The organism is Pseudidiomarina salinarum (genome assembly GCF_000753715.1).
In the GTDB taxonomy this organism is placed as follows: Bacteria; Pseudomonadota; Gammaproteobacteria; order Enterobacterales; family Alteromonadaceae; genus Pseudidiomarina; species Pseudidiomarina salinarum.
This window is the reverse complement of the sequence record NZ_JPER01000001.1, coordinates 958,858-976,920: the sequence shown is the minus strand read 5'-3', so window position 1 is coordinate 976,920 and position 18,063 is coordinate 958,858. Positions and strand designations below refer to the sequence as shown.

Genomic DNA, 18,063 nt, shown 5'->3' with positions numbered 1-18,063 from the left:
TATGAAAATAGCGATTATTGGTAGTGGTATTTCCGGGCTAACAAGTGCCTGGCTTTTAAATGCTGATCATCAGGTTGAGGTGTTTGAGAAAAACGATTATATCGGCGGCCATACGCGAACAATTAAGATCAATAAACAAGGCCATGATTATCATGTTGATACCGGGTTTATTGTCTTTAACGACAAAACCTATCCGAACTTTCGGGCGTTGCTGAGAAAGCTGGATGTAAAGTGGCGTGATACCGAAATGAGCTTCAGTGTCCGCGATCCAAAGTCAGGCCTTGAATACAACGGACATAACCTGAATACGCTTTTTGCGCAGCGGAAGAATTTATTCAGTCCTGAATTCTACCGTCTCATCTCCGGCATTCTGAAATTCAATAAAGCCGCCAAGGCGGCCTATGATGAAGGGGATGATCTGAACGATTTGACCCTTGGTGACTTTCTCAGAAAGCAGGACCTGCCGCAGTCGGTTGCGGATCTGTATCTGTTACCTATGGTTGCGGCTATCTGGTCGGCTAGCCTGGAAGACGCCGAGGCCTATCCGTTAGGATTTTTTCTGCGATTCTTTAATAACCACGGTTTACTGAATATTGCTGATCGGCCCCAATGGCATACGGTTATAGGCGGATCATCCGCTTATATCGAGCCGCTGATTGCCGGCTTTCGCGAGCGTATCCATTTAAACAGCAGGTTACAGGCTGTGCATCGTAACCACCCCGACCGGGATAAAGCGGTCACCCTTGAGTTTGAAGACGGTCAGCTGGCTGATTTTGACGAGGTGATTTTTGCCTGTCACAGCGACGAAGCGCTGGCGTTGTTAGCCGAGCCTTCAGCCGCTGAGCGAGAAATCCTGGGTAGCATTCCGTACCGGCTGAATGATGTGGTGTTGCACACCGATTTACGCTTGTTGCCACGAAATAAAAGAGCTTGGGCCAGCTGGAATTATCTGCTGCACTCCGGACCATCGGCGCGTGAGCGTCCCAGTTCAGTTACCTATAACATGAATATATTGCAGGGGATAAAAGCGCCGGATACCTTTTGTGTGACACTGAATAATACCGAGGCAGTGCACCGCGAAAAAATCATCGGCAAATATGAGTACGCGCATCCGGTTTACAGCGTTGAAGCGCTGGCCGCGGCGGCTCGCCGGGCAGAAATTTGCGGGCAGCAGCATACCCATTTCACTGGTGCCTATTGGTACAACGGGTTTCATGAAGACGGTGTATGCAGTGCCATTGACGTAGCACAGCGACTGGGAGTTATCTGGCGTGCTGACTAGTGCAGTTTTGTGGGGGCAGCTTTATCATCAACGCTATAAGCCGACCAAACACGGCTTTTCATACCCTATAGCGCAGTGGTGGCTGGCTCTTGATGAACTTGAGCAGGTTGACGGGCTGAGTCGTCTGCTGTCTACCCGCGGGTTTGCGCCCCTGTGGTTTCGCCGCAGTGATTACCTTCGCGGCAGCAGTGGCGATCTGGCGACGGCAGTGCGGGCTAAAATGTCCGAACTGGCAGGAAAGTCCGTCAGCGGCAGAGTATTTTTTCTGGGCGGGCTGCGTACCTTTGGTTGTTATTTCAGCCCCATCAACTGCTATTTTGTGCAACCAGTGGGTGGTACCGGTTATTCGCATATGCTGGCAGAGGTGAGTAATACGCCATGGAATGAACGGCATTACTACTTGCTTGATTTAAGCGAGTCAATGCGTGAACAGGCAAGCCATGATAAAGCATTCCATGTATCTCCTTTTAACCCGGTCGATATGACCTACCACTGGCAGTTGCAGCCCCCCCGCAATACTCCTGATAACCGCAGCATGATTCACCTGGAAGCACACAAAGAAAGCCGTCACTTCAGCGCGACGATGAAATTAATGCGCCACGAACTGAACCCTCGGGCAATTCGTCGCGTATTAATGAGATTCCCGGTAAATACACTCACAACTCTGGGTGCTATTTACTGGCAGGCAATGCGGTTATGGTTAAAGAAAACCCCGATTTATAACCATCCGCAGAAGTAACCCGTTAGCAACATAAGGACTTATTACAATGGCTGATGGTAATTCCGTTACCATGACTTCGGACGATCTGAGTCTGCTTGATAACCTGGCGCGTAAAGCCGTATTGAAGCTGTTGTCCGGTATTCGCGAAGGATACCTGGTCATCAGGGAAGAGGGGAGCCGGGTTGCTGGTTTCGGCAACAAAAATGATGAACTACGGGCGGAAGTGGATGTGCTTAAGCCTGAGTTCTATCGAAAAATGCTGCTTGGTGGCAGTATTGCCTCTGGCGAGCTGTACATTGACCAGGCCTGGACAACGCCTGATCTGACGGCCGTAATTCAGATTTTCGCGCGCAATCTGCCAGCCCTGGACGCTTTTGAAGCCAAGTTCAGCTGGGTGCTACTGCCAGTTCAGCGCCTGCAACATTGGCGCCGCAGCAACAGTAAGCAACAAGCCAAAGAAAACATTTCGTCGCATTATGATTTGGGCAATGACCTTTATGAGGCTTTCCTGGATCCTGAGATGCAATACTCAAGTGCCGTTTACCCGGATCCGACTGCCAGCCTGGAAGAAGCACAGCATAACAAGCTGCGCCGCTTGTGTGACAGCCTTGAACTGAAACCAGAAGACCACTTGCTCGAAATCGGCACCGGTTGGGGTGGGCTGGCGATATTTGCCGCCAAACATTATGGCTGTCGCGTAACCACTACCACCATCTCCGAAGAGCAGTACAAGTATGCGAAAGAGCGGGTGGAGCAAGAACAGCTAAGCGATCGCATTACTCTATTGAAGAAAGACTATCGCGATCTCACGGGGCAGTACGACAAGTTAGTTTCGGTTGAGATGATTGAAGCGGTAGGGCGTAAATACATGCCGACATTCTTTCGCACCTGCAGTTCACTGCTCAAGCCAGACGGAAAGATGGCGCTGCAGGCGATTACTATCGCTGACCAGCGGATGAGTAGCTACGCCTATTCCGTCGATTTCATTCAGAAGCATATCTTCCCCGGTGGCTTTCTGCCCTCACTGACCATGATGACTGAAATGTATACCAACCATACCGATCTGGTTGTGCGGCAGGTTGATGATATTGGCTTTGATTATGCGCGGACCCTGCGGCACTGGCGGCAGCGTTTTAACGCCAGCCATCCGAAGTTAAAAGAGCACGGCTACGATGAACGATTTGGTCGCTTGTGGAATTACTACCTGGCGTACTGCGAGGGCGGCTTTCTGGAGCGTACCGTGTCCGCCGTGCAACTGGTTGCGAGTAAGCCACAGTGTCGCTAGCTTCATCCTTAGCACGCCCCTTCGGCCGCCGGCTGTTCGGCATTCTCTGGTTCGATCTGGTGTGGCTGAGTGCGGTTGCCGGCCGCCACGACTGGTTGCTGGTCACGCTCGGGCTGGTGCTGACCCAAATTGTTGTTAGTGCCCGCACTAAAATTTTTAACTGGACGTTGTACCTTGGCTTACTCGGCTGCGGAATACTGCTGGAATGGCTGGTTGTGGCGCTGGATGTGCTGAGCTTTACCGGCGGCCTTGTGCCGTTATGGCTGGTGCTGCTGTGGTGCGGCTTTGCGGCGATGATTATTACCACGCTCGACTGGCTGGCAGGGCGCTATTTTGCCGCAGCATTGCTCGGGGCCATCTCAGGTCCGGTTACCTACGCCGTTGGCGTGCGCCTGGGTGCCGCTGAATTAATCCGGCCGGAATGGCAAATGTGGCTGATATACGGGACGCTGTGGGCACTCTATATGATGCTCTATGCGTGGGCGATAAAACGATTTGGAGGTAGCGATGTTAAAGATCTCGACAATCAGTCAGCCGATTAAAGCGCTGGCGACAATCCTGCTGCTGGCACCGGCCAGCGTTATGGCTGCCTGTAATCCACCGGTGACGACCGATATGCAGCAAGTAGGGAGTACGCGTCTGTCAGTGCTGTTCTGGGACCTTTACGATGCTGAACTACTTACCGACTCGGGCTCGTACGACAATTATGAGCAACGGGCACTGCGATTAACCTATCTGCGCGATATTGAGTCTGCAGAACTGGTCGAATCGACCCGCGAAGAGTGGCAGCGGCTGAATATTGAAATCACCGAGCAGCATGAACAGTGGCTGGATCGGCTGAACAGCATATGGCCGGATATTACGGAAGGCGACTGCCTGCTGCTGGTAGAAAATAATGCGGGCCATGGCGTTTTCTATAACGGCCAGGGCAAGCTTGGCAGCATTGAGAACCAGACCTTTACGGATCAGTTTTTTGCGATCTGGCTGGACAAAGATTCACGCTTCAAAGACGAACGCGACGAACTGCTAGGAGTTAACCAATGAAAAAGTTAATCACGGTATTACTGACGTCCATCAGCCTGTGGGGCTGCTCAGCAGGTATTTCTGATTATGCCGGCGAGTCACCGGAGTTGAAGCTGGAAACCTTCTTTAACGGCGAACTGGTCGCTTATGGCACAGTTCAGGACTATAGCGGTAAGGTCATCCAGCGTTTTCGCGCAGATCTGACCGGCACCTGGGACGGCAATGAAGGCACCCTCGATGAGCAGTTCTATTACGCCGATGGTTCAACTCAGGAGCGCATCTGGCGTCTGACCAAAACCGGCAGCGATACCTATGAAGGCAGAGCAGGTGACGTCGAGGGCGTAGCTTACGGTAAAGTTGCAGGAAATGCGCTGAACTGGAGCTATGTACTGAATATCGAAGTTGATGGCGAAGCCATGTCGATTAAGCTGGACGACTGGATGTATCTGGTTGACGAAAACAACATGATAAACCGTAGCCAGATGTACAAATACGGCCTGCCGGTTGGTGAAATAACACTTTATATTGGTAAAAAATAAGAGAAGTGAAACCGCCGGCTCAGAAACCGGCGGTTCATTATTAGCTTTTTTGCCCTCTGGGCAGGCGTGATATTGTCATACCTTCTTCAAGCTTTCTGCGCCATAATTCGCGCGCTGTCATGCCGCTACCAGAACTTCTGGCTTTAGCCTTCTTATTAACTTTAGGCGCGTCGGGCGACTGTGCCGGGGTCTTTTTACCGGCCTTAGGCGCTGTGGGCTTATCTTTGCTGCTGCCTTTGAGCGTTTTCAGTTCTTCAGCGACCTGAGCCAGGCGCACATTTTTGCCGCCATCAATGCTATACCAGCCTCCTTTTGCTTCAATTTTCGGTTTTTTACCGTAAGCTTGCTGGTAAGCTTCAGTGAAATCAGCAAGAACCTGTTCTTTATCAAGTTTGCTCATGCATTGTATCCTATGGTTTAGGCTGTTAATGGTTAGCTTTTTTATACCGTTTTTTCACGATATTGTCTAATTTTGCCGCTAATTAACGAGGTATTCCGTGCGCCGTACAGAGTTAGAAGGCTATATAAACGAATTATTATCCGTCGATCAGATCGGCGATTACTGTCCCAACGGGCTACAAGTTGAGGGCGGTGACAGCATCAACACCATTGTCACCGGCGTTACCGCCAGCCAGGCGCTGATTGACGCTGCTGTGAAGGCTGATGCCGATGCACTGCTGGTGCACCATGGTTACTTCTGGAAGAGCGAACCGGCCGCTATCGTCGGCATGAAAAAGCGGCGGATTCAAAGCCTGTTGCAGCATGAGCTAAATTTATTCGGCTACCACCTGCCGTTAGACGTACACCCTGAGCTTGGCAATAATGCGCAGCTGGCACGGCTAATGGGGTGGGATGACTACCAGCCGTTAAGCGGTATTACACCGAATGGGGTGGTGATGACAGCCACGCTTAGTGATGAAATGTCGGCAGAGAGCCTGGCCGGGCAACTGGAGCAGGTGCTGCAGCGCGCGTTAACCTGTTTTGTGTCAACTGCGCAGCCAATTAAGCGGCTGGCGTGGTGTACCGGCGGTGGGCAGGGCTATATTGACGCTGCCGCGGCGGCGGGCTGCGATGCCTTTATTACCGGTGAAGTCTCTGAACAGACGGTTCACAGTGCCCGTGAACAGGGCATTGCCTTCTATGCCGCCGGCCACCATGCCACTGAGCGCTACGGCATCAAAGCATTAGGAGAGCACTTAGCTAAGCGTTTCAACTTAACGCATCATTTTATCGATATCGATAACCCGGCATGAGCAAAAAAATCACAAGCGATCAGAGCTTCGCCGGTATTGGCAAAAAATTTAGTCGAAACATTTACGATACCGCTAAAGGGAAAATCCGGCTGGCCGTACTGGAGCGGGATTTGCAGGATCTCATCAAGGCAGAAAAACCATTGAAGGTGCTGGATATAGGTGCCGGGCTGGGGCAGTTCTCAGAACGGCTCGCTGCAGCCGGCCATCAGGTTGTTCATACTGATATTGCCGCTGATATGGTGGAGGCGGCGCAAGCCCGTCATCAGGAACTGCAACTGAGCGAGCAGTATCACTACTATGTGGCGCCATTACAGGAACTACCCCAACTGTTGCAGCAACAACACTATGATCTGGTGCTTTGTCATGCCGTGCTTGAATGGCTTGCTGATCCCGAATCAGCAATCCGGCTGCTGAAGGGTTTTCTGAAGCCAGAGGGTACGCTATCACTGATGTTTTATAACCGCGACGCGAAAATACTGGCGAATGTTATCTACGGTAATTTTGATTATGTCGAGGCCGGACTGGAAGTTAAAAAGAAAGTGCGTCTTAGTCCGCAGCGGCCGGTGGCGCCCGCTGACGTCGAGCGCTGGCTACAGGACTCAGAACTACGGATTAACGCCCGAACAGGGGTGCGTTGTTTTCATGACTATCTGCGCAACCAGGACGATCAGCAACGTTTCGAACAGTTGCTCGGGCTGGAGTTGAAATACAATCGGCAAAGTCCGTTTAATCAGATTGGGCGATATCTTCACTGGCGGATTCAGCATGGTTAGCAATTCGATAGTTATTTACTTCAACAGTCTGCTGAAGGGCGCAAGCAAAACCGCAGAACAGTATCGCGCTTATTTGGAAAAAGAGAATATTCATCGGGTAGTGGCGGTGCTTGCCAGCACCCCGGATCGTGAGAAAGATCTGACCATGTTGCGGCAACTGCAGGATCAGGCTGGTGAATATATCGCTATCGGCGGTGATGGTACCGTTAATATTGTTGCCCAGGTAGCCGCCTTTACTGAGATAACCGTAACCGTGATACCTTTAGGTACGGGTAATGACTTTGCCCGTGACCTTGGTATTAAAGGCGCGCGCTGGCGTATGTCGCAGGACATTAAGGCAACGCCGATAGCTATTGGCCGGGCCGAAAATATCTTCTTTATCAATCATGCCGGCACCGGACTTAGCGCGGATCTGAAAGCGCTTCAACCGCGTTGGCTGAAGCGCTTTGCCGGCAATTTGAGCTATTTACTGGCGATTTTACGTTATCTGGTGGGGCCGATTGACCGCCGCTCGGCCATTCGCCGGGATAGTGGCATTGATGACTTTCAGGTCGCTACCATCAGTAAGTATATTGGCGGCGGTATTCCGGTTAATCCGGAAGGTTCAAGGCAACACTGTGAATTGCATTGGCTGGCAGTGCCCAGACGCTCCCGCTGGCAACAAACCAAAGCGTTAATGTGGGTTATGCGGGGCCAGCCACAGCGCTGCAGCTGGCTGGCTCGTGATTGCGCGGTATCATTCAGCCTTGGCGACAATGACCACGATATTGAGCTCGATGGGGATATTCTCGGTAAAGGGCCGATGTGGGTTACCTGCTGCCCTGGCGCATTGCGGGTTAACTTACCCCTTAGTAACTAATTTTTTGAAATTCAGAACCACAGAGGACAGGTAAAATGACAATACGCTGTGCATTTATTGGCTTGGGCGTTATGGGCTATCCTATGGCGCGTCATCTGCAACAGAACAACTTCCCGACCACGGTCTATAACCGCACCAGCGACAAGGCCCGCAAGTGGGCCGACGATTATCAGGGTAAGGCCGCTGGCACACCGCGCGAAGCCGCTCACGAAGCTGATGTGGTATTAATCTGTGTCGGTAACGATGATGACGTTCGCAGCGTTGTCTACGGTGATGACGGGGTGTTGGCCGGCTTACGTGAAGGCGCCATAGTGATCGACCATACCACGGCCTCTGCCGAGCTGGCCCGGGAGCTGGCCGAAGCGGTATCGGAGCAGGGTGGTCGCTTTCTTGACGCACCAGTGTCAGGCGGGCAACAAGGTGCCGAAAATGGCGTTTTGACGGCTATGATTGGCGGGGACAAGCAGGCGCTTGAAGAGACCGATAAGGTACTCGCCGCCTATGCCAAAACCCGCGAATATATGGGCCCGGCCGGCCATGGGCAGCTGGCGAAAATGGTCAACCAGATCTGTATTGCCGGAGTGGTGCAGGGCTTGTCCGAAGGGTTGCAGCTGGCCCGTAAGGTTGGGCTGGATGCCGACACGCTGATCAAAGCGATTAGTCAAGGCGCAGCAGGCTCCTGGCAGATGCAGAACCGTTACCGGACTATGTGGGATCAGCACTATGAGCACGGCTTTGCTGTTGACTGGATGCGCAAAGATCTGAAAATTGCGCTGGCTGAGGCGGACCGTCAGGGTTTAAGTATGCCGTTAACTGCGCTGGTTGATCAGTTTTATGCCGAGGTGCAAAAAATGGGTGGATCGCGCTGGGATACCTCGAGTCTGCTGGCGCGCCTTGAGCGCGAATGAATTAGCGGCCAATAAAAAAGCCAGCATCAGCTGGCTTTTTTGTGTGCTTAGCTCGTGTCAGGTATTAACGGATACCCATACGACGCAGAGCTGAGGTCGTGAAGTCGCTGCGACGTGGCTCAATGTCGAAGTCCATATATTCACTTTCTTCGTTGGCCAGGCCTAATACGATATAGCGGCCAGAAGTCAGGTCATACAGGGCTTCAGCAGCCATCCACGGCGTGTCGTGATAGTAGAACTGTGTGTTGTAAGCTTCTGCTACGCGCCACAGTGAACCACGGTCATCATAATGATCGATAACTGAGGCAGTCCAGGTATCTTCGTCAATGAACATGTGACGGACTGCATACTGGTGACGCTCACCTTCTTTAAGGGTTGCTTTCACTTCCCAGACACGGTGTTTTTCGTAGCGGACATAGTCCTGATTCATATGACCGGCATTGATAATGTCGTCATAACTCAGTTCCGTATCCATCAGCTTATAGTTGTTATAGCCGATGTACATCTCGCGCTTACCAACCAGTTCCCAGTTGTATTTATCCGGGGCACCATTGTACATATCAAGACCATCAGAAGTACGCAAGCCATCTGAAGCTGTACCCGGACCGTCGTAGGCTACGTTAGGAGCGCGGCGAACGCGACGTTGGCCGGCATTGTACAGCCATGCGCGGCGGCCTTCTTTAACCTGGTTAATGGTTTCATGAACCAGCAGCACAGTACCTGTCATACGTGCAGGAGCTAAAACTTCCTGCAGGAAGTAGAAGAGGATATTGTCATCGGCAGCTTCGCGGCCGCTGGCCATATACTCAGGGAATACCAGGCTTTCACGTAACAGTACTGGTACGAAGTTACCGTTTTGCAGTACCGGGAACTGGTTTACTAAACGGGTTACAGCACCACCACGGTAGCGGGTAATGTGGTTCCAGATCACTTCAATGCCTGACGTCGGAATCGGGAATGGTACGTGCTTATCAAAGTTATCCAGACCGTTACCGCCAGCGACTAACTCGGCATTTAGAGCATTCTTCTTCACCACGTCGTAAACTTCCTGCGGGTAAGCAGCGGTACGACGGGTTGGATAGATATGCATTTTGTATTCAGGGTATTTCTCAAACATGGCAACCTGACCAGGCGAGAGCATGTCTTTATGCTCGGCAAGGTTAGCGCTGGTGATGGTAAACAGGATTTCATCATCAGCGTAAGGATCAGCTGGCCGCTCAGGAACTTCACCTGTGGCGTCAACACTGTAGCCACCGGTCCAGGCTGGAATTGAGCCGTCGGCATTACCCGCCATCTCAGCACCAACAGGAGTTAAATCATTGCCCAGACGTTGTGCTTCTTCCGGACTCACTTTCGCCAGTACGCTGGCTGAAATTACAGATAGCGCAAACACCCCAGCTTTCAGCATCATTTTATTCATCGTTGCTTTTCCTTGTTTGTTCTTTGTACTTGTTTCGTTGTACCAGCTAAAGCTACATCAAAACCTGACTAAGTTAAATGACCAACTGCTACTAGCGTTAAATTCGATCTCGCGTTAAGGTATCAGCTGGTTTGACCTGCTACGGAATAGTCATAGCATGTATTGCCTGCAGAAAATTTGCAACAGTTACGGTGACAATTCTAAGACTACAAATTTGCAAGAGGGTTCCATGATAAAAGCGACTGCTTATGCTGGTACTTTGTTGGCGCTGTCATTAGCGTCCATACCAGCCACAGCACAAGTGCAGGACTACGAAGTAATTACCGCCCCGGCGATGATTGCGCCCGAAGCAACCAGCGCTGTACTAACTGAAATCACCCTGGCCGGCGATCGCCAGATTGCAGTGGGTGACTACGGGCTGGTTATCTCCCGTGATAGTGCCGACGTCGAGTGGCAACAGGCATTGGTTGATACCAGTGTATTCCTGACGGCAGTCGATTTCGCTGATGATCTGAAGGGATGGGCGGTAGGCCATCATGGTGTGATCATGCACACCAGCGATGGCGGTCGTACCTGGCAACGTCAGCTGGATGGCTTTCAGTATATTGAACTGCAACAGCTTTATTTTGCCGCTCAGGTTGAACGTCTGACTGAGGCGTTGGATAACGACGAATTATCAGAAGATGAACGCTACGAGTTAGAACTAGAGCTGGAAACTGCTGAGTTCCAACTCGAGAATGCTGAATTTGCCGTACAGGAAGGGCCCACTAAGCCATTTTTGGACGTGCTGGTGCTTTCCGAACAGGTCATTTTAGTCAGTGGCGCCTACGGCAGCTTGTTGCGTAGTATTGATGGTGGGGTTACCTGGAACCTGCTTGATGCCGCTGTTGAGAATCCCGACAACTTTCATCTGAACGCACTGGAAGGCGGTGAGGAGTTTACGTTTCTTGCCGGAGAAGCTGGCCAGTTATTCCGTAGCAATGATCAGGGCACAAGCTGGGAAACCCTGGAGTCACCTTATTATGGTTCGTACTTTGGTCTGCATATAGATGCTAAAGACCGGCTCTGGGTGTTTGGTTTGCGCGGCAATATTTTTGTCAGTGACGATCAGGGGAATAGCTTCAGGCAGATCAAGCTTGAGGATCCGGTTAATATTAACGCTGCGGCCGATGCGCCCAATGGTGGCGTGTATTTAGTCGGCAATGCCGGCGCGCTGGCCTGGGTGAATGCTGCCGGGGAGATTATTGAAACCCGCCATGGTAGCGGTGCCGCCTTAACCGATCTGGTCATTAACAATGATCAGTCGCTGACCCTTGTTGGTCAACTTGGTGTTTTAACATTGCCTGCTTTCGCGCAGTAAACAGGGGATTTCCAGATCAATGTCTGACCAATTAGAAAAATCAAAAAGCGTATTTCTTGAACGCCTGTTATTCAACTTTCGCCCAATCTGGCTGGTAATCTTTGCCCTGATTACGGTAGTTCTTGCCTGGAATGCCAGTCAGGTTCGCCCGGAAGCCAGCTTCACGAAAATGATCCCCACCAATCACGAGTTTATTCAGAACTATTTCGATCATCGCAATGATCTGGCGGGGATGGGAAATGTCATCCGGATTGCGGTTGAGACCACCGAAGGCAACATTTTTACCGCGGATTTCCAGCAGACCCTGCGCGACGTAACCGATGAGGTGTTTTTCATACCCGGCGTTGATCGCAGCGGTTTACGCAGTATCTGGACCCCGAACGTGCGCTGGAGTGAGGTAACGGAAGAAGGTTTTGTGGGCGGACCGGTGATCCCGGACACCTGGGATGCTTCAGATGAGTCACTGGAGCAACTGCGCACCAATGTGCTGCGTTCAGGTGAACTCGGCAACCTGGTTGCCTCAAACTTTAAGTCGGCGCTAATTTTTGTGCCACTCAATGAAATTAATCCGGACACCGGTGAAGCGCTGGATTACCAGGATTTTTCGCAAAAGCTCGAAACCCTGATCCGCGATAAATATGAAAGTGACACCGTCAAAATTCATATTACCGGTTTCGCTAAGGTTATCGGCGATCTGATTGAAGGCGCCGAGCAGGTCTCACTGTTTTTCCTGCTGGCCATTGTGATTACCCTGCTGATGCTGTTCTGGTACAGCCGCTGCTGGCGGAGCGCGTTTGCCGTGCTCTCTTGTTCGATTATTGCGGTGGTCTGGCAGTTGGGGATCATTGAGCTTATCGGTAGCGGCATTAATCCTTACTCCATGCTGGTGCCGTTTCTGGTGTTTGCTATCGGGGTCAGTCATGGCGTTCAGATCATTAATGCCATCGCCAATAACTGCGTCGACGGGCACGATAAGCTAAAAGCATCGAGACTGGCCTTCCGGGGACTCTATATAGCCGGTCTTACGGCACTGGTGTCCGACGCTATCGGTTTTACTACCCTGATGGTCATTGATATCGCGGTTATCCAGGAACTGGCTATCGCCGCCAGTATCGGGGTTGCTGTGGTGATCCTCACGAACCTGGGTCTGCTGCCTATTCTGATGTCCTACATCGGTGTGTCGGCAACGGGTACGAAGTACACCGCGCAGGCACGGGCCGAATCGCATCCGGTGCTGGCGTGGTTTAGTCACTTTTCGCGGCCGAAATGGGCCTACAGCGCACTGTTTCTGGCGCTGATTGGTTTGACCTGGGGGCTGGTCTACAGCCAGCAAATGAAGATTGGTGATTTAGACGCGGGCGCCCCTGAGCTGCGCCCCGATAGCCGCTACAATCTGGATAACGAGTTCATTGTCGATAACTACTCTTCGAGTACCGATATCTTCGTGGTTATGGCGGAAACGGCGCCCAGCCAGTGTATCGCCTACGATAACCTTGAACTGATGGATAGATTCAGCTGGCATATGCAGAATACGCCGGGCGTGCAGGATGTGAAATCGGTCGTCTACGTGGCCAAAATGGGGTCCTTCGGACTGAACGAAGGGAACCTCAAATGGTTCAGTCTGAATCGTAACCAGTATGTACTTAATGCCAATACCAGCCGGACCCCGTCGGGGCTGATTAATCCGGACTGTTCAATGGCCCCGATTATCATTTACCTGAATGATCACAAAGCCGAAACGCTGAAAACGGTTGTGGCATCGGTGCGTGAGTTCAACAGCAACTATCAGGAAGATGGTCTGAAATTGCTGATGGCGGCCGGTAACTCCGGTATTGAGGCGGCGACCAACATGGTTATTGAAGACGCCCAGTACAAAATGTTGTTATGGGTATACGGCGTGGTGATTGTGCTGGTGTTCATTGCCTTCCGCAGTATCCCTACGGTGATCTGTATCGTGCTGCCGCTGGCGCTGACCACAGTGATGAGTCAGGGGCTGATGGCGGTACTGGGTATTGGTGTTAAGGTCGCAACCTTGCCAGTTATCGCCCTCGGCGTGGGTATTGGTGTCGATTATGGCATTTATATCTACACCAAGATCAAAGAAGCTCTGGAGCAGGGTATGTCACTGGATGACAGCTATAAGTACGCTCTGGAGAATACCGGTAAAGCGGTTGGCTTCACCGGGCTGACGCTGGCTATTGGTGTGGCGACCTGGATCTTCTCGCCAATCAAGTTCCAGGCGGATATGGGTATTTTGTTAACCTTCATGTTCCTGTGGAATATGCTTGGAGCCTTAATTCTTATCCCTGCGCTGGCGCGACTGTTCGTTAAAGCAGGTGGCAAGAAACTGATGTAAATCGAGATTGATCAGGCGTCGGCAAGAATAAAGTCGGCGCCCTGATCAGCTATCGCAATAGTTGGCGCATTGGTATTGCCGCTAACCACCCGCGGCATAACAGAAGCATCCACCACGCGCAGCCCCTTTACGCCCCGTACTCTTAATTGTGGATCAACCACTGAATCTGCGTCATTGCCCATGCGGCAGGTGCTGGTGGGGTGATAGATTAATCCGGCCTGTTGTTGCAATTTCGCCAGTAGTTCTTCGTCTGACTCGCAGGATCCAGGAAAAACTTCGCCGCCATTATGCGCCGCCAGCGGTTGCTGCTGCATAATACCTTGCGCCTGTTTTACGCCGGCCAGTAGTACCTCGCGATCCTCCCGGTGCTGCAGGAAGTCGTAGGAAAATCCGGGTGGCTGGTTAGGGTCCGCGCTGCGCAGGTAAACCTTACCGCGGGCTTTGGGCCGCAGTACGCAAACATGGCAGCCAAACCGGTCACGCAGTGCCGGGGTTAAGTCATAGCCGCTGTCGTTAAAACAAGCCGCGATAAGATGTAACTGAATGTCAGGGGTAGTCACCGCCGCTGAACTCTTCAGAAAGGCCCCCACTTCAACGGGGGGCTGTGCCATTGGGCCGGTGCGGTGGCGGGCATATTGCCAGCAGCCCGCTGCTAATTTGAGCAGGCCCCTGAAATTCAGGCTGATGCCATCCCGCTTGCGGTTACGATATTGAAGCAGAATATCGACATGCTCCTGCAGGTTTTCGCCGACCTCAGGACGGTCAGCAACCAGCGGGATACCAAAGCTGCTGAGTTCGGCCGCGGGACCTATTCCGGAAAGCTTCAGTAAATGGGGCGAATTAAATGCGCCGGCGCTGAGGATAACTTCGCGTTTAGCCCGAGCGAGGAAGCTATCCCGGCCGCGTTGCACTTCAATACCCGTTATCAGCCCCTCGGTTGAAGTAATTTTCCGCACCAGGCAATTGGTATGTACTTCAAGGTTGGAACGCTTTAACGCCGGCTCAAGAAAGGCTTTGCGGGCGCTCCAGCGTTGCTGGTTGTAAATAGTAAACTGATACGGGCCGGCGCCATAAAGTTCAGCGCCGTTAAAGTCCGGATTAAGTGGGATTCCTGCGGACTCAGCCGCTTTAAGAAACTGTCGGGCCACCGGAAAATGTGGCGGACAATCACTGACATGTATGGGCCCGGAATCACCATGATAGCCATCGGCGCCGCGCTGATTCGCTTCCAGCTTACGGAAGCGCTGCAACATATTACGCCAGTTCCAGTCCTCGCTGCTTAAGCGCGCCCATTCATCATAGTCAGACGGGGCGCCGCGGGTATAGATCATGGCGTTGATCGCGCTGCTGCCTCCCAGCCCTTTACCCCGGGGAGTATAAAGGCCGTTACCATCGCGCAGCGGCGCTTTATCCTGACTGCGATAGCGCCAGTTGAATTTGCGGCTATGCATGAAACGGGCGACGCCGCCGGGCATGGTACTAAAAGGCGATTGCCCTGAACCACCGGCCTCAAACAGACCTATGCTAAAACGGCCATCGGCGCTAAGGCGCTCAGCAAGCACACAGCCGGCGCTGCCGCCACCGATGATGATGTAATCGTATTCATAGCGATGGCCGGCCATAGCTACAGGCTTTCCACATAGCGATAGAGATCGTTGAGCAAGCGTAATTTTGCCGGGTTCGCCGCATGGCGCTCTGAGGCTTCCTGCAACGCCTGAATAAACTGCTCAGCAGAAAGTGCGCGGCCCGGCGGATGCAGCAGGCGCTGCTGACAAAAGTGCTGCCACTTCTGCAGTTCACTATCGCTCAGCGTGGCCGGGAAATTACGGGCGCGGTAGCGAAACAGCATTTCAGGTAAGCGCGGATCGCTGAAATTCAGCTCCAGACCAGCCAGTTGCTCAGGCGCGGTTTGCCGTATAATTCGCATCGATGACTTATCTTGTTCAGAAAAGAAATCGCCGCTATAGAGCATCAGGTCCGGGTCGGTTTCCGGCGGATAGTCATGGCTGCTGAGGCAGGCCTGGATGATGCGTTCACGCAGTTCAGAATTGGCGATTAGCCGTTGTCTGCGCTCTTCGAACCGGGCCAGATCCAATTGCCAGCGTTCCGCCACCTCGGTGGTTATCACTTTAGCGTTAGCAACAAAGGGGCAGCGATTTATCTGCAGGGTCTGCCCGCCAAAGAAGGGTAGCTGCTGTTCGGTAAGCTCCGCACGTCGGGTGAAGCGTCGCTCGACCAGTAGCTCAGGCGTCAGATCCAGGAAGTCATCAGGGTCACAACGCAAATCCCAGTAAATCAGGCTATTGGGTTGTTCCGGGTGGAATGCCAGCGGCATGATCACGCTCAGATAGCCATTTTGTGCGCCGTAAAATCCGCAAACATGGGCGAGTGGCTGAAACTGGACCAGATCAATCAGCGGTTTTACGGCCTGTTTTCGTCTTAGTCCGTAGGCGTAGTCAAATAGCTTCGGCTGCGCTTTGCGAACCAGCCTGGCCACTTCGATGGTGGCATAAACATCGGCCATGGCATCGTGCGCCTGGCCATGGTCAATGCCATTGGCGCGCGTCAGATCCTCAAGCTTCATACTCACCCGGCCGTCATCGTGGTAAGGCCACTCAATGCCTTCCGGGCGCAGGGCATAGCAGGCTCGCATCAGGTCAATCAGGTCCCATCTGGAGTTATTGTTCTGCCAGGTATGTTCATAAGGATCAATAAAATTACGGTAAAACAGATTGCGGGTTATCTCATCATCGAAGGCAATATTATTGTAGCCGACGATGGTGGTTTCCGGCTGCGCAAATTCAGTCGCGATACGGGCCGCAAAACTGCTTTCGTTCATTCCCTGATTCAGCGCATGCTGGGGCGTTATGCCGGTAATCATTACCGCTTCAGGGTGGGGCAGGAAGTCTGGTGTCGGCTGCGCAAAGAGCGTCAGGGGGCGACCCACGGGTTCCAAATCCAGGTTGGTGCGCAAGCCGGCAAATTGTGCTGGCCGGTCAAGCTGAGGGTTGGCTCCCCATGTTTCATAATCGTGCCACAAAAAGGTGGGTTCTTTCATGCGCCTGAGGGTATCCGTTTAAAGTAATTTGTTGTTATTGCATCAGCCTAACCGATTGCGATATATGCCGCAATTAATACGCTTGATAACCCGCTGTAAGGGTGGCGTGACGGGGTGAACAATGGCAGGATAGAGGCCTTCTGTAACTGAAAAAAGAGAATAACAATGAAACAGACACGCTATTCAGGGCTGGCCACAACGACCGGTAAATTCGCTGTTATGGGTGCGGCACTATTGCTGGCTGCCTGCGCCGAGCAGAAAACCACGGTTGATATTACCGATGAAGCCGAGTTTGCCATTGCCATCCATGGCGGGGCCGGCACTATTACCCGTGCCAGCCTGACGGCTGAGCAAGAGGCTGAGTACAAAGAAAAGCTGGCAGAGGCGGTCAACGCTGGCCATGCCATTCTTGCCGCAGGTGGCACCAGTATGGATGCGGTGGTTGAAGCCGTGCAGATTATGGAAGCGTCACCGCTGTTTAACTCCGGAATTGGCGCGGTTTATACGTTTGACGGCGAGCATGAACTGGATGCCTCGATCATGGACGGAGCCACCCTGGAAGCTGGTGCCGTAGCCGGTGTGAGAACGGTAAAAAGCCCGATTGAGCTGGCCCGTACCGTAATGGAAGAGTCGGTGCATGTGATGCTGAGTGGCCGTGGCGCGGAAGTCTTTGCTGCCGAGCAGGGCCTGGCACTGGTTGAAAATAGCTATTTCAATACCGAACGACGTTACCAGCAACTGCTTGACGCCAAAGAAAAGCTTGGCGTGGCGGATAAACAGGCCTGGATTGAACTGGATGATCGCTATAAGTACGGTACTGTAGGCGCTGTGGCCCGCGATCAGCATGGTAACCTGGCGGCAGCAACCTCAACCGGCGGTATGACCGCGAAGCGCTATGGCCGCATCGGTGATTCCCCTATCATTGGTGCCGGCACCTGGGCTGATAACGACAGCTGCGCGGTATCCGCTACCGGACACGGTGAATACTTTATCCGCTACCATGTCGCCGCAGATATCTGCTCGAGAATGAAGTATCAGCAGGTAGATGTTGTAACTGCCGGTGATACCGTGATTCACGATGTATTATTACCCGCTGGTGGCACCGGCGGCGTCATTATCGTTGACCACCAGGGCAATATTCATATGCCATTTAATACCGAGGGCATGTACCGCGCATCCCGCAGTGGTGATGGCGAAGCTGAGGTTGCGATCTATAAAGATTGACT

At 52.4% G+C, this 18,063-nt stretch carries 17 protein-coding genes; 13 read left to right on the top strand and 4 right to left on the bottom strand.

Annotation, left to right across the window (positions count from 1 at the left end):
* Position 1 precedes the first annotated feature (1 nt).
* Genes IDSA_RS04645 through IDSA_RS04620 form a run of 6 tightly spaced genes read left to right on the top strand, consistent with a single transcriptional unit; the run spans position 2 to position 4,850 of the window.
* Positions 2–1,282 (top strand): NAD(P)/FAD-dependent oxidoreductase, encoded by a 1,281-nt coding sequence (locus IDSA_RS04645; protein ID WP_034774585.1) that lies wholly within the window; start codon positions 2–4, stop codon positions 1,280–1,282.
* The gene (locus IDSA_RS04640) at positions 1,272–2,021 is read left to right on the top strand and encodes a DUF1365 domain-containing protein (RefSeq protein ID WP_232221256.1); all 750 of its coding nucleotides are present in this window, start codon (positions 1,272–1,274) and stop codon (positions 2,019–2,021) included. Before IDSA_RS04645 ends, IDSA_RS04640 begins: the two co-directional genes overlap by 11 nt.
* 28 nt (positions 2,022–2,049) lie before the next feature.
* Positions 2,050–3,288, top strand: coding sequence for an SAM-dependent methyltransferase (locus tag IDSA_RS04635; RefSeq protein WP_034774583.1), 1,239 nt, complete (start codon positions 2,050–2,052; stop codon positions 3,286–3,288).
* Positions 3,279–3,830: a DUF2878 family protein gene (locus tag IDSA_RS04630; RefSeq protein ID WP_051986061.1), complete on the top strand. Its 552-nt coding sequence runs from the start codon at positions 3,279–3,281 to the stop codon at positions 3,828–3,830. Before IDSA_RS04635 ends, IDSA_RS04630 begins: the two co-directional genes overlap by 10 nt.
* Positions 3,796–4,332, top strand: coding sequence for a chalcone isomerase family protein (locus IDSA_RS04625; RefSeq protein WP_051986060.1), 537 nt, complete (start codon positions 3,796–3,798; stop codon positions 4,330–4,332). Before IDSA_RS04630 ends, IDSA_RS04625 begins: the two co-directional genes overlap by 35 nt.
* Positions 4,329–4,850 carry a DUF3833 domain-containing protein gene (locus IDSA_RS04620; protein ID WP_034774580.1) on the top strand — a complete coding sequence of 174 codons (522 nt, stop codon included), beginning with the start codon at positions 4,329–4,331 and terminating at the stop codon, positions 4,848–4,850. Before IDSA_RS04625 ends, IDSA_RS04620 begins: the two co-directional genes overlap by 4 nt.
* A gap of 40 nt (positions 4,851–4,890) precedes the next feature.
* Here IDSA_RS04620 and IDSA_RS04615 read toward each other — a convergent pair whose 3' ends face one another.
* Complete coding sequence (locus IDSA_RS04615; RefSeq protein WP_034774577.1) at positions 4,891–5,250, bottom strand: hypothetical protein; 360 nt, start codon at positions 5,248–5,250, stop codon at positions 4,891–4,893.
* Between the two features lie 97 nt (positions 5,251–5,347).
* Between IDSA_RS04615 and IDSA_RS04610 the strand changes: the two genes are divergently transcribed.
* From IDSA_RS04610 to IDSA_RS04595, 4 genes are read left to right on the top strand one after another with little or no spacing between them, the layout of a single operon-like run.
* Positions 5,348–6,103 carry a Nif3-like dinuclear metal center hexameric protein gene (locus IDSA_RS04610; protein ID WP_034774574.1) on the top strand — a complete coding sequence of 252 codons (756 nt, stop codon included), beginning with the start codon at positions 5,348–5,350 and terminating at the stop codon, positions 6,101–6,103.
* Positions 6,100–6,876, top strand: coding sequence for a methyltransferase domain-containing protein (locus tag IDSA_RS04605; protein ID WP_034774572.1), 777 nt, complete (start codon positions 6,100–6,102; stop codon positions 6,874–6,876). Before IDSA_RS04610 ends, IDSA_RS04605 begins: the two co-directional genes overlap by 4 nt.
* Entirely contained in the window at positions 6,869–7,735 is an 867-nt protein-coding gene (locus tag IDSA_RS04600; protein WP_034774570.1) for a diacylglycerol/lipid kinase family protein, read from the top strand. The genes IDSA_RS04605 and IDSA_RS04600 overlap by 8 nt, the downstream gene beginning before the upstream one ends.
* 35 nt (positions 7,736–7,770) lie before the next feature.
* Positions 7,771–8,643 carry an NAD(P)-dependent oxidoreductase gene (locus IDSA_RS04595; RefSeq protein WP_034774569.1) on the top strand — a complete coding sequence of 291 codons (873 nt, stop codon included), beginning with the start codon at positions 7,771–7,773 and terminating at the stop codon, positions 8,641–8,643.
* A 64-nt stretch (positions 8,644–8,707) separates the two neighbouring features.
* Here the strand turns inward: IDSA_RS04595 and IDSA_RS04590 are convergent, their stop codons facing one another.
* On the bottom strand, positions 8,708–10,063 hold the full coding sequence (locus tag IDSA_RS04590; protein WP_034774568.1) for a DUF1329 domain-containing protein: 1,356 nt from the start codon (positions 10,061–10,063) through the stop codon (positions 8,708–8,710).
* A gap of 229 nt (positions 10,064–10,292) precedes the next feature.
* Here IDSA_RS04590 and IDSA_RS04585 point away from each other — a divergent pair, with 229 nt between their 5' ends.
* Both IDSA_RS04585 and IDSA_RS04580 read left to right on the top strand, forming a co-directional pair.
* Entirely contained in the window at positions 10,293–11,423 is a 1,131-nt protein-coding gene (locus tag IDSA_RS04585; protein WP_051986059.1) for a YCF48-related protein, read from the top strand.
* A gap of 19 nt (positions 11,424–11,442) precedes the next feature.
* A complete protein-coding gene (locus IDSA_RS04580) occupies positions 11,443–13,779 on the top strand; it encodes an efflux RND transporter permease subunit (protein WP_034774567.1) in 2,337 nt (778 codons plus the stop codon).
* Between the two features lie 11 nt (positions 13,780–13,790).
* Here the strand turns inward: IDSA_RS04580 and IDSA_RS04575 are convergent, their stop codons facing one another.
* Together IDSA_RS04575 and sbcB are read right to left on the bottom strand one after the other, a co-directional pair.
* On the bottom strand, positions 13,791–15,401 hold the full coding sequence (locus tag IDSA_RS04575) for a GMC family oxidoreductase (protein WP_034774566.1): 1,611 nt from the start codon (positions 15,399–15,401) through the stop codon (positions 13,791–13,793).
* A 2-nt stretch (positions 15,402–15,403) separates the two neighbouring features.
* Positions 15,404–16,837: an exodeoxyribonuclease I gene (gene sbcB / locus IDSA_RS04570; RefSeq protein WP_034774565.1), complete on the bottom strand. Its 1,434-nt coding sequence runs from the start codon at positions 16,835–16,837 to the stop codon at positions 15,404–15,406.
* A gap of 219 nt (positions 16,838–17,056) precedes the next feature.
* Here sbcB and IDSA_RS04565 point away from each other — a divergent pair, with 219 nt between their 5' ends.
* Positions 17,057–18,061, top strand: coding sequence for an isoaspartyl peptidase/L-asparaginase family protein (locus tag IDSA_RS04565; RefSeq protein ID WP_034775033.1), 1,005 nt, complete (start codon positions 17,057–17,059; stop codon positions 18,059–18,061).
* Positions 18,062–18,063: the final 2 nt, after the last annotated feature.

Excerpts from the sequence above, each read along its gene's own strand:
- IDSA_RS04620 (WP_034774580.1), top strand. The coding sequence starts at position 4,329 with ATGAAAAAGTTAATCACGGTATTACTGACGTCCATCAGCCTGTGGGGC.
- IDSA_RS04565 (WP_034775033.1), top strand. The coding sequence starts at position 17,057 with ATGGGTGCGGCACTATTGCTGGCTGCCTGCGCCGAGCAGAAAACCACG.
- sbcB (WP_034774565.1), bottom strand. The coding sequence starts at position 16,837 with ATGAAAGAACCCACCTTTTTGTGGCACGATTATGAAACATGGGGAGCC.
- IDSA_RS04575 (WP_034774566.1), bottom strand. The coding sequence starts at position 15,401 with ATGGCCGGCCATCGCTATGAATACGATTACATCATCATCGGTGGCGGC.
- IDSA_RS04645 (WP_034774585.1), top strand. The coding sequence starts at position 2 with ATGAAAATAGCGATTATTGGTAGTGGTATTTCCGGGCTAACAAGTGCC.
- IDSA_RS04605 (WP_034774572.1), top strand. The coding sequence starts at position 6,100 with ATGAGCAAAAAAATCACAAGCGATCAGAGCTTCGCCGGTATTGGCAAA.
- IDSA_RS04580 (WP_034774567.1), top strand. The coding sequence starts at position 11,443 with ATGTCTGACCAATTAGAAAAATCAAAAAGCGTATTTCTTGAACGCCTG.
- IDSA_RS04595 (WP_034774569.1), top strand. The coding sequence starts at position 7,771 with ATGACAATACGCTGTGCATTTATTGGCTTGGGCGTTATGGGCTATCCT.
- IDSA_RS04635 (WP_034774583.1), top strand. The coding sequence starts at position 2,050 with ATGGCTGATGGTAATTCCGTTACCATGACTTCGGACGATCTGAGTCTG.
- IDSA_RS04615 (WP_034774577.1), bottom strand. The coding sequence starts at position 5,250 with ATGAGCAAACTTGATAAAGAACAGGTTCTTGCTGATTTCACTGAAGCT.
- IDSA_RS04590 (WP_034774568.1), bottom strand. The coding sequence starts at position 10,063 with ATGAATAAAATGATGCTGAAAGCTGGGGTGTTTGCGCTATCTGTAATT.
- IDSA_RS04600 (WP_034774570.1), top strand. The coding sequence starts at position 6,869 with ATGGTTAGCAATTCGATAGTTATTTACTTCAACAGTCTGCTGAAGGGC.
- IDSA_RS04585 (WP_051986059.1), top strand. The coding sequence starts at position 10,293 with ATGATAAAAGCGACTGCTTATGCTGGTACTTTGTTGGCGCTGTCATTA.
- IDSA_RS04625 (WP_051986060.1), top strand. The coding sequence starts at position 3,796 with ATGTTAAAGATCTCGACAATCAGTCAGCCGATTAAAGCGCTGGCGACA.